Source organism: Brotaphodocola sp. (assembly GCF_050873065.1).
Taxonomy (GTDB): Bacteria; Bacillota; Clostridia; order Lachnospirales; family Lachnospiraceae; genus Brotaphodocola.
In genome coordinates, this window is record NZ_JBNMIC010000004.1 from 86,679 (window position 1) to 102,512 (window position 15,834).

The 15,834-nt window shown below is 50.0% G+C and carries 15 protein-coding genes; 14 read left to right on the forward strand and 1 reads right to left on the reverse strand.

What is annotated here, in order from left to right; translation table 11 throughout:
• The first annotated feature begins 1 nt into the window (after position 1).
• The 9 genes from ACR0QE_RS02420 to ACR0QE_RS02460 all read left to right on the forward strand — a co-directional run bounded on the left by ACR0QE_RS02420 (position 2) and on the right by ACR0QE_RS02460 (position 7,457).
• A complete protein-coding gene (locus tag ACR0QE_RS02420) occupies positions 2-502 on the forward strand; it encodes a deoxycytidylate deaminase (RefSeq protein ID WP_432626793.1) in 501 nt (166 codons plus the stop codon).
• Positions 495-1,259 (forward strand): 3'-5' exonuclease, encoded by a 765-nt coding sequence (locus ACR0QE_RS02425; RefSeq protein WP_432626794.1) that lies wholly within the window; start codon positions 495-497, stop codon positions 1,257-1,259. The genes ACR0QE_RS02420 and ACR0QE_RS02425 overlap by 8 nt, the downstream gene beginning before the upstream one ends.
• A gap of 98 nt (positions 1,260-1,357) precedes the next feature.
• Entirely contained in the window at positions 1,358-1,483 is a 126-nt protein-coding gene (locus ACR0QE_RS02430; protein ID WP_432626795.1) for a hypothetical protein, read from the forward strand.
• A 20-nt stretch (positions 1,484-1,503) separates the two neighbouring features.
• On the forward strand, positions 1,504-3,240 hold the full coding sequence (locus tag ACR0QE_RS02435) for a VanW family protein (RefSeq protein WP_432626796.1): 1,737 nt from the start codon (positions 1,504-1,506) through the stop codon (positions 3,238-3,240).
• 35 nt (positions 3,241-3,275) lie between these two features.
• A complete protein-coding gene (locus ACR0QE_RS02440) occupies positions 3,276-3,881 on the forward strand; it encodes an AIR synthase-related protein (protein ID WP_432626797.1) in 606 nt (201 codons plus the stop codon).
• Between the two features lie 172 nt (positions 3,882-4,053).
• Positions 4,054-4,536 carry an Lrp/AsnC family transcriptional regulator gene (locus tag ACR0QE_RS02445; protein WP_432626798.1) on the forward strand — a complete coding sequence of 161 codons (483 nt, stop codon included), beginning with the start codon at positions 4,054-4,056 and terminating at the stop codon, positions 4,534-4,536.
• Positions 4,533-5,747, forward strand: coding sequence for an aminotransferase class I/II-fold pyridoxal phosphate-dependent enzyme (locus ACR0QE_RS02450; RefSeq protein WP_432626799.1), 1,215 nt, complete (start codon positions 4,533-4,535; stop codon positions 5,745-5,747). Before ACR0QE_RS02445 ends, ACR0QE_RS02450 begins: the two co-directional genes overlap by 4 nt.
• A complete protein-coding gene (locus tag ACR0QE_RS02455) occupies positions 5,744-6,241 on the forward strand; it encodes a tRNA (cytidine(34)-2'-O)-methyltransferase (protein ID WP_432626800.1) in 498 nt (165 codons plus the stop codon). Before ACR0QE_RS02450 ends, ACR0QE_RS02455 begins: the two co-directional genes overlap by 4 nt.
• Positions 6,242-6,851: 610 nt before the next feature.
• A complete protein-coding gene (locus ACR0QE_RS02460) occupies positions 6,852-7,457 on the forward strand; it encodes a histidine phosphatase family protein (protein WP_432626801.1) in 606 nt (201 codons plus the stop codon).
• Positions 7,458-7,760: 303 nt separating this feature from the next.
• On the opposite strand, the gene ACR0QE_RS02465 is transcribed toward ACR0QE_RS02460, so the two are convergent.
• A complete protein-coding gene (locus ACR0QE_RS02465; RefSeq protein WP_432626802.1) occupies positions 7,761-8,357 on the reverse strand; it encodes a hypothetical protein in 597 nt (198 codons plus the stop codon).
• A 397-nt stretch (positions 8,358-8,754) separates the two neighbouring features.
• On the opposite strand from ACR0QE_RS02465, the gene ACR0QE_RS02470 reads away from it, so the two are divergent.
• From ACR0QE_RS02470 to ACR0QE_RS02490, 5 genes are all read left to right on the forward strand, one after another.
• Positions 8,755-9,522: a hypothetical protein gene (locus tag ACR0QE_RS02470; protein WP_432626803.1), complete on the forward strand. Its 768-nt coding sequence runs from the start codon at positions 8,755-8,757 to the stop codon at positions 9,520-9,522.
• Positions 9,523-9,590: 68 nt separating this feature from the next.
• Positions 9,591-11,813, forward strand: a complete 2,223-nt coding sequence (locus ACR0QE_RS02475) for an efflux RND transporter permease subunit (RefSeq protein WP_432626804.1) — start codon at positions 9,591-9,593, stop codon at positions 11,811-11,813.
• Positions 11,814-11,877: 64 nt separating this feature from the next.
• Positions 11,878-13,932 (forward strand): hypothetical protein, encoded by a 2,055-nt coding sequence (locus ACR0QE_RS02480; protein ID WP_432626805.1) that lies wholly within the window; start codon positions 11,878-11,880, stop codon positions 13,930-13,932.
• 171 nt (positions 13,933-14,103) lie between these two features.
• Positions 14,104-14,718 (forward strand): AAA family ATPase, encoded by a 615-nt coding sequence (locus ACR0QE_RS02485; RefSeq protein WP_432626806.1) that lies wholly within the window; start codon positions 14,104-14,106, stop codon positions 14,716-14,718.
• Between the two features lies 1 nt (position 14,719).
• Positions 14,720-15,622, forward strand: a complete 903-nt coding sequence (locus tag ACR0QE_RS02490; RefSeq protein WP_432626807.1) for a hypothetical protein — start codon at positions 14,720-14,722, stop codon at positions 15,620-15,622.
• Positions 15,623-15,834 lie beyond the last annotated feature (212 nt).

Genomic DNA, 15,834 nt, shown 5'->3' on the forward strand with positions numbered 1-15,834 from the left:
TATGTCAGAGACGAAAAAGCGCCGGGACTATATTTCCTGGGATGAGTATTTTATGGGCGTGGCAGACCTTTCCGGACGCCGATCGAAAGATCCGAACACGCAGGTTGGAGCCTGTATTGTCAGTCAGGACAACAAGATTTTATCCATGGGATACAATGGATTTCCAAAAGGCTGTTCCGACGATGAATTTCCGTGGGGCAGAGAACTTGAGACGACCGATCCGTACAGTGCAAAATATCTCTACGTGACACACAGTGAGCTCAATGCAATCCTGAATTACCGGGGCGGAAGTCTCGATGGAAGTAAGCTGTACGTGACACTCTTCCCGTGCAATGAGTGTGCGAAAGCGATCATCCAGGCGGGAATCCGGACGATCATTTACAAGGAAGATAAGTATCCGGATTCTCCATCTGTGCGCGCGTCCAAGAGAATGCTGAATGCGGCAGGCGTTCGCTATTATCAGTATGAGTGCAGTGGAAGAAAGATTGAGATTGATGTCTGAGAAAAATTGGAAATTATTGGATGGCCTGTCGAATGAGGATTTTGTGGCGGTTGATCTCGAGACAACCGGGCTTGATCCAAAGAAAGACCGGATCATGGAAATCGGCGCTGTCCGTGTGGAAGGCGGGCAGGTCACGGGAGAGTACCAGCAGCTTGTAAATCCCGGCTGTCCGATTTCCGGTCTGGTCTCAGGTCTGACCGGAATTACAGATGAGATGGTGAGGATGGCGCCTTCGATCGGGGAGGTTTTGGGAGAATTTCTGAGTTTCTGCAAAACGCTTCCGATCGTGGGACATCAGGTGATGTTTGATTACCGTTTTTTGAAGCGGGCGGCAGTGAATCAGGGGGAATCTTTTGAGCGGAGCGGAATCGACACGCTTGCGCTGTGCCGGGCATTTATGCCGGCCGAGGAGAAGAAAAACCTGGCTGCCGCCTGTGCGTTTTTTGAGATTGAGAGGGATCAGGCACACCGCGCCTGCTCGGATGCATGGGACGCGGCGAGACTGTATACACAACTTGCGAGAAGCTTTGCAAAGGAACGCCCGGAGCTCTTTGTCCCGAAACCGCTTATTTACAAGGTAAAACGGGATCAGCCGGCGTCGGAAAAGCAAAAAGAAGACTTGCGGTATTTTATAAAATATCATAAAATAAGTTTACCTGTGCGCTTTGAGGAATTGAGCCGCAGCGAGGCATCGAGGCTTCAGGACCAGCTGATTTTGCAGTACGGCAGAATTCGTCAGAAAAGCAGGAAAGATTAAAATGTACTGGAAGATAAACGGATCAGGTAACGGTACCAGGATGTATCAGAAAAATTAGAAATGATTTGAAATGATCAGGAAAGAGAGGTTCATGGATTATGGCAAACTCACATAATAATAAAAATACAACAAAAAGAATCGTATCGGGAGTGATTGTAGTCATTCTGATTCTCGCGATGGTGGTTCCGATGGTTGCGGGAACACTTGTCAGCGTGTTCCAGTAAATAAGAGGAGCAGAGAATATATGGGAAAATGGAGATTGCTTGGCGGCATGGCGCTGATTGCAGCCGCAGGAATTGGTTCGGCAATGCCGGCATATGCAGCAGAGAAAACCATACCGGATGGAATTTATGTTGGAGAGTTCAGTCTGGGAGGTCTGACGAAGGAAGAAGCGCAGGAGGAAGTTGCCGCCTACGTGGACGGGCTTTCTGACAGAAAAATTTCCCTCGATGTGGATGGAACCGCTGTGGAGACGACGGCGCGTGATTTGGGATACGCCTGGAGCAATCAGGATGCAGTTGAGGAAGCGGCAAGCCACGCGGTTGAGGGCAATCTGATCCGCCGGTACATGGGAAAAAAGGATCTGGAAAAGACTCCGGTGCACATCGCGATTGAGGCGGCTGTGGATGAGGAGAAGGTAGATGCGTTTATCAAGAAAAAGTGTGCCGGAATTGTGGGCGCACCGGTGGATGCATCGATTGTCAGAGAGAACGGAACGTTTAAGATCACTCCGGGTTCTTCTGGAAAGGTTGTAGACCTCGATGCGACGAGTCAGGCGATCGATGAGGCGCTGACCGGCGGAAACTCCGGGGTCGGTGCTGCGGCAAAGACAGAGGATGTTCCGGCGGAAACAGAATCAGGAGCTGAGGAAACAAAGGCGGCTGCGGATTCTGCGGCCGACGGGATCATTAAAGTTACCGCGGTAGTCAATGAGGAGGAGCCGAGAATCAAGGAGGATGACTTAAAGAGCATCAAGGATGTGCTCGGCACCTGCACGACCGATTTTTCGAGCAGTGGAGCGGCGCGCTCCAAGAACCTTGCAAACGGAGCTGCCAAGATCAACGGAAAAATCCTGATGCCGGGAGATACACTTTCCGGATATGAGTGCATGAGTCCGTTCACGACGGAGAATGGATATTTCACGGCTGCTGCCTATGAGAATGGACAGGTTGTGGACAGCGTCGGCGGAGGTGTCTGCCAGATTGCGACGACACTCTACGATGCCTCCCTGATGGCAGAGCTGACGATCACGCAGAGACAGAACCACTCGATGATCGTCAACTATGTAAAGCCGTCCATGGATGCGGCGATTGCGGGAACGTACAAGGATATCAAGATTACGAATCCGTATGAGACCCCGATCTATGTCGAGGGCGGAACGAGTGGGCGGAAACTCACCTTTACGATTTACGGAAAGGAGACGCGCCCGGCGAACCGAAAGGTTGAGTATATCTCGGAAACGATCAGCACGACGGATCCGGGAGCACCGCAGGAGAAGGTTGACAATACCCTTGCGCCCGGCACGAGGAAGCAGGTTCAGTCCGCACATACCGGTTTGAAGTCCCGCCTCTGGAAAGTCGTGACGGTTGACGGAGTGGAGAAGGAGAGAACGATTCTTCATACGGATACTTACAATGCGTCGAAAGCGATTATCCTGGTAGGCCCGAAGACGAAAGCGGGAGTACCGCAGTCACAGCCGACTGCGCCGGCACAGACAGAGACACCGGCTCCGGAGACATCAGGAAATCATTCACAGAATCATGGCGGAGGAACGAGTGCAGAGACAGCGGCACCGGCACAGACAGAGGCGCAGACGAAGTCCCCGTCGGTGGAGGGTGAAAATGGCGGACCGGGTGTGAGCGCACCGGCACAGACGGAAGCACAGACTGAGAGCCATACGGAGTCCCATACAGAGGCACCGGCTCCGTCACCGGAGACACCGGCAGCGTCCCAGTCTCCGGTTGTGGAAGCGGCACAGTAGGCTGCGTATCAAAGGCAGGAGAGGAGAAATCCGACATGATGCGAAAAATTGAGCGGGAGAATTCCGGTCTTTTAAGACCGGGACAGGATCTGGTTGTGGCAGGCTATGCGGGCGCTGCCGGAAGTGCAGTTCTGGTGAGAAATCAGAATCAGCGTCTCAGAGACTGGTTCTCGGAGGAATGGCTCTATCAGGCGGGGGAGATGCCGGCTGAGTGGAGTGAGATCGACTGGGCGGCGGCGGGAGCCGCTGACTGGGAGATGGCAGGCGAGGGAGGAATCCTGGCGGCGATCTGGCGGCTTTCCGGTGCCTATGAGACCGGAATGGAGTTTTTCCTGAGAAAAATTCCGGTTCGTCAGGATACGATTGAGATCTGTGAGCGCCTGGAATTAAATCCGTACCGGCTTTACAGCCGCGGCTGCTGGCTGCTGGCAGCGGAAAACGGCGGACGGACGGTCGAAAACCTGCGGGAGAAGGGAATCCCGGCGCAGGTGATCGGAAGTGTAAAGAAAGGAATTGCGCGTGAGATGATCGTGGAAAACGGACGCGGTTTTCTGGAGCGTCCTCAGCCGGATGAACTCGAGAAGATCCTTCCCGGGTATTTCGATCATGGAAGCGGCGCAGAAACACAGACACAGCAGTAAAACGTTTAAACGTTTAAATGTTTAGAAACTTGGAAACTTAGAGATTTAGAAACTTAGAAAACTCAGTAGTGGAAAAACAGCAGAAAATCAGGATCCCGGATAAGAAATAAGAAAAAGAAAAATGAAATAAAAAAGAAAAAAGAAGAAGTTCGGGACGGGAGGAAATGTCGTGATGAGAGAAAAGATACTGGCGGTAATTGAGAAGAACAGCAGAATTGATATTCATGATCTTGCCATTCTTTTGGGCGAGAGCGAGGTCGCGGTGGCGAACGAGATCGCGGAGATGGAGAAGGAGCATATCATCTGCGGTTATCACACTCTGATCAACTGGGACAACACCAGCGAAGAGAAGGTCAATGCCCTGATTGAGGTGAAGGTAACTCCTCAGAGAGGAATGGGATTTGACAAGCTGGCGGAGAGAATTTACCAGTACAATGAGGTCAACGCCCTGTATCTGATGGCGGGCGCCTTTGATTTCATGGTCATCATCGAGGGAAAGACCATGCGTCAGGTTGCGCAGTTTGTTTCTGACAAGCTGGCTCCGCTTGACTCTGTGCTCAGCACAGCAACGCACTTTGTTCTGAAAAAATACAAGGATCACGGAACAATACTCTGTGACGAGATCCAGGATGAAAGGATGCTGATTACACCGTGAGAAATCCATTATCTGACAAGATTGAGATGATTCCGTGGTCTGGAATCCGTAAATTTTTTGATATCGTAAATGAAATGAAAGATGCCATCTCTCTGGGCGTGGGCGAGCCGGATTTCGATACGCCGTGGCACATCCGTGAGGAGGGTATTTACTCTTTAGAGAAGGGCAGAACGTTTTACACCTCCAATGCAGGTCTGAAAGAGCTGCGCGAGGAGATTCACAACTATGTGCACAGAAAGTACAATGTCTCCTACGATCCGGATTCCGAGATCATGGTGACCGTCGGCGGAAGTGAGGCGATTGATCTTGCAATGCGCGCCATGTTGAATCCGGGAGATGAGGTGCTGATTCCGCAGCCGAGCTATGTCTCCTATGATCCGTGTGCAATCCTTGCAGACGGAGTTCCGGTGATTATTGAGCTCGAGGAGAAAGACCAGTTCCGTCTGACTCCGGAGAAGCTCCTCGAGAAGATCACCCCGAAGACGAAGATTCTCGTGCTTCCGTTCCCGAACAATCCGACCGGTGCGATTATGACTCGTGAGGATCTCGAGAAGATCGCAGCGATTGTAGAGGAACATGATCTCTTTGTTCTCTCCGATGAGATTTACGGAGAGCTGACTTACGGCGATGAGCCGCATGTCACGATCGCCTCGATTCCGGGGATGAGAGACCGCACAATTCTGATCAACGGTTTCTCCAAGGCTTTTGCGATGACCGGATGGCGTCTCGGATATGCGTGCGGACCGGAGATCATCTTAAAGCAGATGCTCAAGATTCATCAGTATGCGATCATGTGCGCTCCGACGACGAGCCAGTATGCGGCAGTTGATGCGCTCAAAAACAGCGATGAGGATGTAGCGCACATGAAAGAGTCCTACGACCAGCGCAGACGTTACCTGCTTCATGCACTTCGCGAGATGGGAATGGAGTGTTTCGAGCCTCTCGGTGCATTCTATATCTTTCCGAGCATCAAGCGTTTCGGTATGACTTCGGAGGAGTTTGCGCTGAGACTTCTTGAGGAGGAGAAGGTTGCTGTTGTGCCGGGAACAGCGTTTGGTGCATGCGGAGAGGGATTCCTGAGAATTTCCTACGCATATTCCTTGAAGAGCCTGAAGGAAGCGCTCGGAAGAATTGAGCGTTTTGTCAAGCGTCTGGATGAGGAGACTGCTGCAAAGGAAAAAAATGAAGAGAATGCAGGTGAAGCAAAATGATGAATATTGTTTTGTTTGAGCCGGAGATGCCGCTGAACACCGGAAATATCGGGCGTACCTGCGTGGCGACGAACACGAGACTTCATCTGATTGAACCGCTGGGATTCAGGCTCAACGAGAAGGCGATCCGCCGTGCCGGTCTCGATTACTGGGACAAGCTGGATGTGACGGTGTACTGTGATTATCAGGATTTTCTGGATAAGAATCCGGGTGCCAAGATCTATATGGCGACGACAAAGGCAAAACACGTCTACACGGAGGTCGATTACGAGCCGGACTGCTACATCATGTTCGGCAAGGAGAGCGCAGGAATTCCGGAGGAGATTCTCGTGGAGAATGAGGAGACCTGTGTGCGGATTCCGATGTGGGGAGATATCCGCTCCCTGAATCTGTCGAATTCTGTGGCGATTGTGCTGTATGAGGCGCTGAGACAGAATGGATTTGAAAAGATGACGATGGAGGGAAATCTTCACCGCCTTCATTGGAATGAGTAAGTTGGATCGTTTCTTATATTTAAATGTGACAGTATGGTAATGTGATTCAAAGGATTTTAATAGATCTCATATAGATTCGCTCCTACAGGCGGGTCAAGTCATGCAAACACGTTCGCACTCCGGGCTCAATGCAGCGGTGCGTAAGGTCGCAAAGTACGCGACCTAAACACCGGCATTTCGCACGGGTTTGCATGTACTTGCCCGCCTTTCGTCGCTTTTCGGATCGGAGCAGACACTTCCTTTTCTCATAAATGAAGTTCAAACTGACGCGAAAAGAACCGTTTGTTTGTCATTGATAAAATCCAATAACTTTTATGGGGGGAAGAGATTAAAAAAATATATAAAAAAGGATTGACAATGCGGTTAGCGTATGCTAATATAATACTCAGTTAGCAACAACTAACTACATGTGAATATTCTATACATTTCAACATTGCCCCATTCGACCCGTGGAGGCAACGACTCAACTCCTATGAAAAAGCACCCTGTCCCGCAAGCAGGGTGTTTTTTGTATGGAAAAAGGGACTTGACATTTTTTCATCAAGCAGTCAAAATAGAGGGCAATATATATGAAAAAAAAGCAAAGAAAGAGCAAAGGGGAAAGGCTGACATGAGAATTTATCTGGTGAGACACGGTCAGACGGATTGGAATAAGGCGAAAAAGATTCAGGGAAGACATAATATTTCACTGAATGCCTGTGGACGTGAGATGGCAGAGCAGGCAGCAGAAAAGCTTGGTGATGTTGTGTTTGATGCGGCATTTTGTTCTCCGTTAAACCGCGCTCAGGAGACTGCCCGGATCATTCTCGGGGATCAGCAGAACCTTTTGAAGCCGGAGGAGCGTCTCGCGGAGATTGCATTCGGAGTGGAAGAGGGACGGGAGAGACCGAAGATCGAGGCAGATCCGTCAGACCCGGTTTACAACTTTTTCTGTGATCCGGCACATTATCTTCCGCCGGAGGGTGCGGAAACCTTTGAAGCCGTGTATCAGCGGACAGGAGCTTTTATGGAAGACTTGAGAATGCGGGAACACGACTTTGAGACGGTTCTTCTCGTTGCGCACGCCGTTGTGAACCGGACAATCCTGAATCCGATTGCGGGCATTGCGCTCGGTGATTTCTGGAAGATCAAACTTCCGAACTGTGCGATTTCCATTCTCGAGCTGAAAGACGGAGAATACCGGATTATTGATGACGGTTCTGTGAGCGCGTCCTAAAATCCGGTATTGTTTGCGCAACGCGTGAACAGTAACACAGTGGCAGTAATGAGAAAATTGTACGAAAAAATGTACTTGATTTTCCGGAATCCCTATGCTAATATATAGACAGTTAGCAATAGCTAACCACATGTGAATATTCTATACATTTCAACATTGCCCCATCTGACCCGTGGAGGCAACGACTCAACTCCTATGAAAAGGCGCTCTGTCCCGCAAGCAGAGCGCCTTTTTGTGTACAATGAAAAAGCGAATGACAGGGGGTGCTTTTTTGAATGAAAAATAGCAGATTGTGGGTTGGTTTCAGACGTGAGACACCGGCTCGAAGAAATCTCTTCGGATGAAGAGACAGACATTTTCAATGAAGGTCTCCGTGTCGAACAGGTCTGCTTCCTCCAGATAGCATTTGATGATGCTGAAAAACAGATCCCCAAGCATGGAAGAAAAAATCGGGGAGGCAATCTTTGCATGATACCCGTTCTCCTCTGCCGCGCGCAGCTTATCTTTGAGAATATCCTGAAGACCCTTTCTGAGGATCCGGATCAGATCTCCGTCCTTGTTCGCCTGATAGATTTTCTGATATTGAAGTTTGTTTTCACTGATGTGATCGATCAGAATGGTGAGAAAATTTTTCAGCGAGTCAATGTTCTGAAGGCTGATGACTTCCTCGGTGAGACCGACTTCCTCGATCAGGGAGAGAAGACAGTAATGGAGAAGGTCATATTTGTCCTCAAAGTACCGGTAAAACGTGGATCGGGAAATCAGAGAGGTGTTGCAGATTTCCGTCAAAGTGATCTGTTCGAGTGGAAGTACACTCAGTTCTTTCAGAAATGCGCCGCGAAGCAGGGCATAGGTGCGCCGTACAGTGATGTGTTCTTTTGATGGGTTATTTCGGCTCATGATTGATTGCTCCTCCTTCTGAAAATGAGAAAATTCTTAAAAAATCTGTGATTCGTTGCTGTTTGCGCAATGCATGAACAGTAACCAAATTGCTGTAGATGTTTCAAATAAGACAAAGTAACTATATCTGTTTCATTTGAAACGCCCCGCAAAAATGTGATACTTGAGTATTTTACCATAAACGTGGATAATAGTGCAAGAAATAGGTGAGTTTTTGGTTACTGGACACGGGCAGGCATTTTCTGAACGGAAAATGCCGTATGATACCGTGGTGACAGCAGATTTTGCCGATCTGGAATGCGAAGCATCGGCAAAATCCATTGCTGTTTGCGCAGCGCGTAACAGTAACAGGTTTTAAAATTGAGAGCAAAAAAATGCAGGAATGGAGGAAATAAGGATGTCTCAGAAATGCCATAAATCATATTTCTGGATGATTGCAGCTGCAATGTTTCTGGTATTCACCGGGGCACCGGAAAAAATCTGGGCTTCAGAAAGCCTTGAGATACAGGAAACACAGCAGAGCACTAACGGATGGAAGTTCGAGGATGGCGAGTGGTTTTATTATTTGGAGGACGGAACGAAAAACCGTCAGGAATTGACTTTTAACGATGCGGTTTACGAGTTTGAGAAGGATGGAACGCTTGAGAGTGCACACTGGATTCCCAATACGGGAGGCGGTGCCTACCCGGTCGTGTGCTACGATGACGAGGAGCAGGCGCTCTTTGATCAGCTCAACGATGAGAAGAAAGATCTGTTCTTTGAAGAATACCCCGATCGGGAAGAGGAGTATGATGGAGATGATCATGCGATGTATGACCGGTATGCGGCGTTCAAGATGGATATGAACCTGAACCGTGTGGCTTCTCACAGGCTTGAGATGGCAATGACGAACGGATACAGTGTGGACAGCACGATTCCGGGGGAGGGAAGCCTCAAGGATTATCTGGGGCAGGTCGGCTACCGGAAACATGCGACGAGCCTGGAACTTTACATACAGAGACGAGACGACGCAGACGATGCCTTTGACAAGGTGATGGACCGGACGCAGAAAAAATATGATACTTCCGGAAAACGCCTCTATTCTCTGGAGTACTACCGGAGTCTCGGGATGGCGCACGCGGAGAAAGACGGGGCGCACTATTTTATGATTGTCCTGATGCGCTGATCGGTTTTGGGCAAAGAAAATAGGCAGGATACCTGTGAACAGGAATGAAAACAGAAGGAGTAGAAGAGATGGGACAGAAACTGTTTAACCGGATAAAAGGCCTGAGGCACAGAGAAAAGCAGGAGGGCGATAAGGAGCAGGCAGGAGGCTTCTCCACAATGCTGGCGCGCCAGATCATCAAGAAGCGAGGATTCATTGAGAGCCTGTTTGTGATTGCATGTTTGTTTTCTCTCGTTTCCATGCTTTTTGTCGATGTAAACTATGATCTGACAAAGTATGTGCCTAAGAGCGCGGTGTCCGCTCAGGGCCTCGACAAGATGAAAGAGGTCTTCGGATATCCGGGAACGGCGAGAGTGATGATAAAAGATGTTTCCCTATATGAGGCGAAACAATATAAAGAAAAATTTGAGGCTGTCGACGGAGTCGATCAGGTGCTCTGGTGCGACACGACTGTCAATGTGTATGCCGGTGAAGATTTCATCAATATGGATGATATCAAGGATTACTACAAGGACAACTGCGCAGTGATGGATATCACGTTTGATGAGGAATCTGACTCCAACCGGACAAAGAATGCGATCACAGAGCTCAAGGAGATCACCGGAGACAAGGGATGCTTCTCTGGAATGGCAATCCAGAATAAATCGCTGATCGAGACGACTGCGAGCGAGATGCAGACGATCCTTGTTGTCGCGGTCATCATGATTTTTGCAGTTCTCGCCCTCACGACGACTGCATGGTCGGAACCGATTCTTTTCATGCTTGTCATGGGCGTGGCGGTACTGTTGAACAGGGGAACAAATATTTTCATCGGAACTGTCTCGTTCCTCACAAACAACGTGGCGATCATTCTTCAGCTTGCGACTTCGATGGACTACTCGATTTTCCTGCTCGATGCTTTCCTCAGATGGAGAAATACCGGACTTTCCGAGGAAGATGCAATCATCAAGGCAGTTGAGGAGGCGATCAACTCGATCTTTGCGAGCAGCCTGACGACGGTGGTTGGCTTCCTCGCCCTTGTGACGATGAAATTCAACATCGGATTTGATATGGGACTTGTTCTTGCAAAGGGAATTGTGTGCAGTCTGCTCGCCGTAGTCTTCTTCATGCCGGCCATGATTCTGAAGTTTGCGAAGTGGAACGACAAGACAAGACACCGTTCCTTTATGCCGAATTTTGCACCGCTCGGAAAGCTTGTGTACAAAGTTCGCTATGTGATTCTTGCCCTCGTCATTCTCCTGACGCCGCCGGCTTATGTGGCACAGGGAATGAATGACTTCCTGTTCGGAAATGACGCCGTCGGTTCTTCAGAGGGAACAAAAGTTTATGAGGACGATCAGGAGATCGTGGCAAAGTTTGGACGAAGCAATATGCTTCTTGCAATTTATCCGAACACTTCAAATGTGACGGAGAAAGAGCTCACCGATGAACTCGAAGATCTTCCGTATGTAAAGAGTGTGACTTCCATGGCAGGAACACTTCCGGAGGGAGTGCCGGAAGACATTATTCCGTATTCAACTGCAAAGCTTCTCCACCGCGGGGACACAGCGCGAATGCTGATTTACATCCGTACAAAGGGAGAGAGTGAGTCCTCCTTCCAGTACACCGATCAGATCCGGGAGATTGTGAAGAAGTATTACCCGGAGAACTCCTATCTGGTAGGAGAGACGCCTTCCACGCAGGACATCAAGACGACAATCGTTGCCGATAATGCCCGCGTAAATGTGCTGACACTTCTCGGTGTGTTTATCGTCGTCATGTTCAGCTTCAAGTCGGCACTGATCCCGATCATCGTTATGATTCCGATTGAGGTGGCGATTTACTTTAATATGGCGATGCCGTATATCCAGGGCGTTGATATGATTTACATGGGATATATCATCGTCAGCAGCATTCAGCTCGGCGCGACGGTGGACTACTCGATTCTGCTGACGAACAACTATATTGCAAAGCGACAGGAACTTCCAAAGAAAGAGGCGTGCATTGCAGCGATCGCCCAGTCCTGTTCCTCGATCCTGACATCGGGCACGATCATCACGCTTGCCGGTTATATCGTTCATCTGATTTCCACGACAGCGGCGATCGGTGATCTGGGACATCTGATCGGACGAGGAGGACTCTTCAGTCTGGTTCTCGTGCTTTTCCTGCTCCCGGCACTTCTTGTGCTGTGTGACAGAATCATCATCGACAAGGCGTGGACGCATCCGATTAAGACTTACCGTGAAAAGATGCGGGAAAAACGGAAACAGATGCAGAGTCAGGTAAAAGCAAAACTTGCGAAACTTTTTTAGAAAAAGCAGGAATTTTGTGAATGGAATGGAATTTGAAATGCGGAAGCATCGGAGGGAGAATAAGATGAAAAACAGATATAGAAGAATGGGTGCGGCCGTGATGACGGCTGTCACGCTTGCCACGAGTCTGGTTCCGGCAGAACCGGCATTGGCTGCGGCTGCGGCAGCAAGCGTGGATGAGGCGATGTACGTCAACCTTGATTATTACGGTCAGATTGACAAGGTCAATATGGTCAAGAGCATCAGTCCGAACGGAACGACCAGTTTTACAGACTATGGCGATTACACCAATGTAACAAATATGACCGATCACACGGAGCCGGTTCTCGGGGACGGAAGCGTCACCTGGAACTTTGCACCGGATCAGAATGGACGTTTTTACTACAAGGGTTTGATGAAAAATGATCAGGTGACCCTGCCGTGGACGTTTGATGTCTCCTATAAGCTGAACGGGGTGCCGACGGACGCAGATAAACTTGCCGGTGCATCCGGAACGGTGGAGATTCATGTGGATGCGACGGCAAATGAGAATGCGAGAGAATACTATCGCAACAATATGATGCTCGCAGTCGCAGTGCTCGTCGATCTGACGAAATGTTACAGCGTGGAGGCTGACGGGGCCCAGGTTCAGAACGTCGGTAGCCAGACCGGTGTTGTCTTCACCGCTCTTCCGGGAGAGGACGGGGATTACACCGTGCGGATCGGTTCGGACAGCTTTGAGAGCGATGGTGTGATCATGGCGATGATTCCGGGAACAGCAAAAGACCTCGAGCACGTCAAGGATCTGAAAGATGCGAAAGATACCTGGAAAGATGCAGGTGATCAGCTCTACGACAGCATGGAGCAGATGGCGCTCTCTGTTGAGGCGATGCGTGACGGAGTCAATGAACTTCAGAGCGGACTCGGATCGGCAGAGAATGCGAGAGGGGTCTGGAGCGGCTCAAAGGACGGCATTCTCGACGGAAATGATAAGGCACTTGCATCGCTGACGGCCGTGTCAGAGCAGATGCAGGCGATGGTTCCGCACATTGAGTCCGCAAAGGAATCCGCAGAGATCGTTCATGACAGTCTCGGCGATATCGTGAATTCCATGAGGGAGATGCAGGATCCACTGAGAAAACTCAACACGAGTCTGCGTGGAATCAAGAGCAACACGGAAGATCTCGCTTCCGGGATTGCGCCGTTAAATCAGCTGATGCAGACGCTGATTGCGCTTGATGCGACTCTCCAGTCGAGTGAGCAGATCTATGTGACCCAGCTTGCCGCTCTCGGCGTCAGCCTTGAGCAGGTGGAGAATGATTATTACGAGGGGGATGTAGACCTGATTGATGATGTGAATGCGACAGCAGCCCAGACGGCAACCCCGTCCTCCGCGGCAGCAGCGGGAATTCCGGGTGTGACGCTGAACACGCAGCAACTTCTCGTGGCTCTGACCCAGAAAAAAGCTTACCTTGAGAAACTCTCCTCGGCGAGCAGTTCTCTGGCAGGAAAGATGGCCTCCCTTCTCGATGACACTTCCGATGCATCGCGTTCTATGGGAGAGCTGATTGATGAGCTTGATTTCATCATTGAGGACAGCACGGCACTGTATGATTCTCTTGAGACATATTATTCGGATTTCCAGCTTGCGCTTGACGATTCAGAGGAACTGGTGAACCGGACGACAAACGCACTTGACACGAGTGTCAGCACACTGACGCTGATTCAGAATACGATGAGAGCAAGCAGCGATTCCCTCGATGCAGCAGCCCGTGACAGCATCCGCGGAAGTATGGCCGTTCTCGACAAGAGCCTGCGCGTTCTCGACAGCACGACGTCCATGCGTATGGCGGGAAGAACAATGAAAGATACGATGGATCGCGAGTGGGATGATCTCGACGGAGATACGAGATTCCTCTACATGGATCCGTCTGCGGAGAAAGTTTCCTTCACTTCGGACCAGAATGAAGAGCCGGATACCCTTCAGGTCATTCTGAGAACGAAAGAGATCAGTCTGGATGATGACGATGAGGTGCTTGATGCCGAGTCGGAGAAGGCACAGGAGGGACCGTTAAAGAGAATGTGGAACGTTCTCGTAAAGATGGTTCAGGCGATTGTAGAGATCTTTAAGAATCGATAAAGCGATAAAACGGAGAAGCGCAGTAATTTTGATGGGGAGATGTCAGTAGAGCAGACCAAAATCGCGCGCAAAGTCGATGCTTGCGTCGACTTGAAAACAAAGGGACAAAATAAAAGAACAAAAAAAGAAAGACCGGAAAAAACGAGACGGGGAAGGAGAGAGACAACGGTTATGGGAAAGAATCGGATCATCACGATTGGAAGACAGCTTGGAAGCGGCGGAAGCTACATCGCACGGGAAGCGGCAAAGCGACTGGGAATCGAGTGCTATGACAAGCGTCTGATTGAGTTGGCATGCAAGTATGGAAATGTTGATCTTGAGAGGATGAAAGATGCGGAGGAGAAACGTGCCAATCCGTTTCTGTTTTCCGTTCCGCGTGAAGTGCAGAATGACCGTACCGGACATGGCGGATCGATCAATGACATGGTATTCAATCTCCAGTCGGCGGTGATTCGTCAGATTGCGGAGCGCGAGTCCTGCATCATCGTCGGACGGTGTGCAGACTATGTGCTCAGGGAGCAGGATGAGGTGCGCTCCGTGTTCATCTTTTCGGATCTCGGAAGCCGGATCGAGAGAGTCAGTGAGAAGCGCAAGGTGCTTCGCGACCAGGCGCTGAATCTGATCCGAAAGGAAGACAAGACGAGAAGAAATTATTATGAGTGTTATGCCGGAAAGCGCTGGGGGTCGACGGAGAGTTACGATGTATCTTTAAACAGCGGACGTCTTGGCCTGAATGGCTGTGTGGATATGATCTGTGCGCTTTATAATCAGATGGAGATAAAATAAAATGTTAAAAAAAATGAAGATGAAGATGATGGGAGAACAGTCTTCTCATCTCTGCAAAAGAAGTATGCGGGGGGCGGTGGCACTTCTGCTTGCGGCCTGTGTCTCATTTGGAAGCTGTCCGCCGGTGAAAGTCTGGGCGTCTGAGAAGAGCGAGAGCGAGAAGACAAAAATCGGAAAAGTCTGGCTGATTGTGGATGCGGATGTTGGAATCAAGGCGGATGTGAGCGGAGATGTGTATGTGACGCCGGATGGCGGAAATACAGACCGCTATCGCATCGATGATGTCCAGCTTGTCAATGACGGTGGAGAGGATTTTAGCAACACCAACCCGCCGGAATTTGAGATTACCCTTGTCGCGCAGGATGAGGAGGAATACTATTTTGCGAAGACCGGAGATGCAGCAGTCCGCCTTGACCTTGCGGCAGCGGCAAAGTCGAAGTATGACAAGGTGGAGCTGACCAGTGTAAAGCGCCAGAATGACAATTCGGAGCTTGTGATCCGGGGACGCCTGATTTTTGACAAGAAGGCAGACACGAGAAAAGTGACGTCGCCGGCAGTTTCCGGCAGCCAGACTGGTGCAGGGCAGGAGAGCACCAAGCAGTCCGCTTCGGGTACAGACACGGTGAGAGGCTGGGATCCAGCGGTGAAGGGACGTGCAGTCTGGGCTCCGGTTGATGCGGCAAAGTATTATCAGATCTTTCTTGTCAAAGATGGCAGGGAGATCGGAATTATGCGCTCGATCTACCGCACAAGTTATGATTTTTCAGATCTTCTTCCGGGGGCAGGAACCTACCAGTTTAAGGTGCGCTCCGTCCGGGACGGAAACAATGCGAAGAGCGACTGGGTGCTGTCTAATGTGATGACCGTCGGGGAGGATGGAAGTTTTTCTATTCAGGGACAATAAACCATAGGAATCGTATCAGGGGCTGTTTTGGCTGCTGAAGAAGCGACGAAGGCGGGAAAGGCTATGAAAACCCGTTTGAAATGTCGGTGTTTAGACCGCGTATTTTGCGGTCTTATGCACCGCTACATTTCAATTCGGAGCGAGAGCGAGTTTTCATGGCTTTATCCCGCCGGAGGAGCGAGACCGTGGAATGTGATAACAAAATACAAATC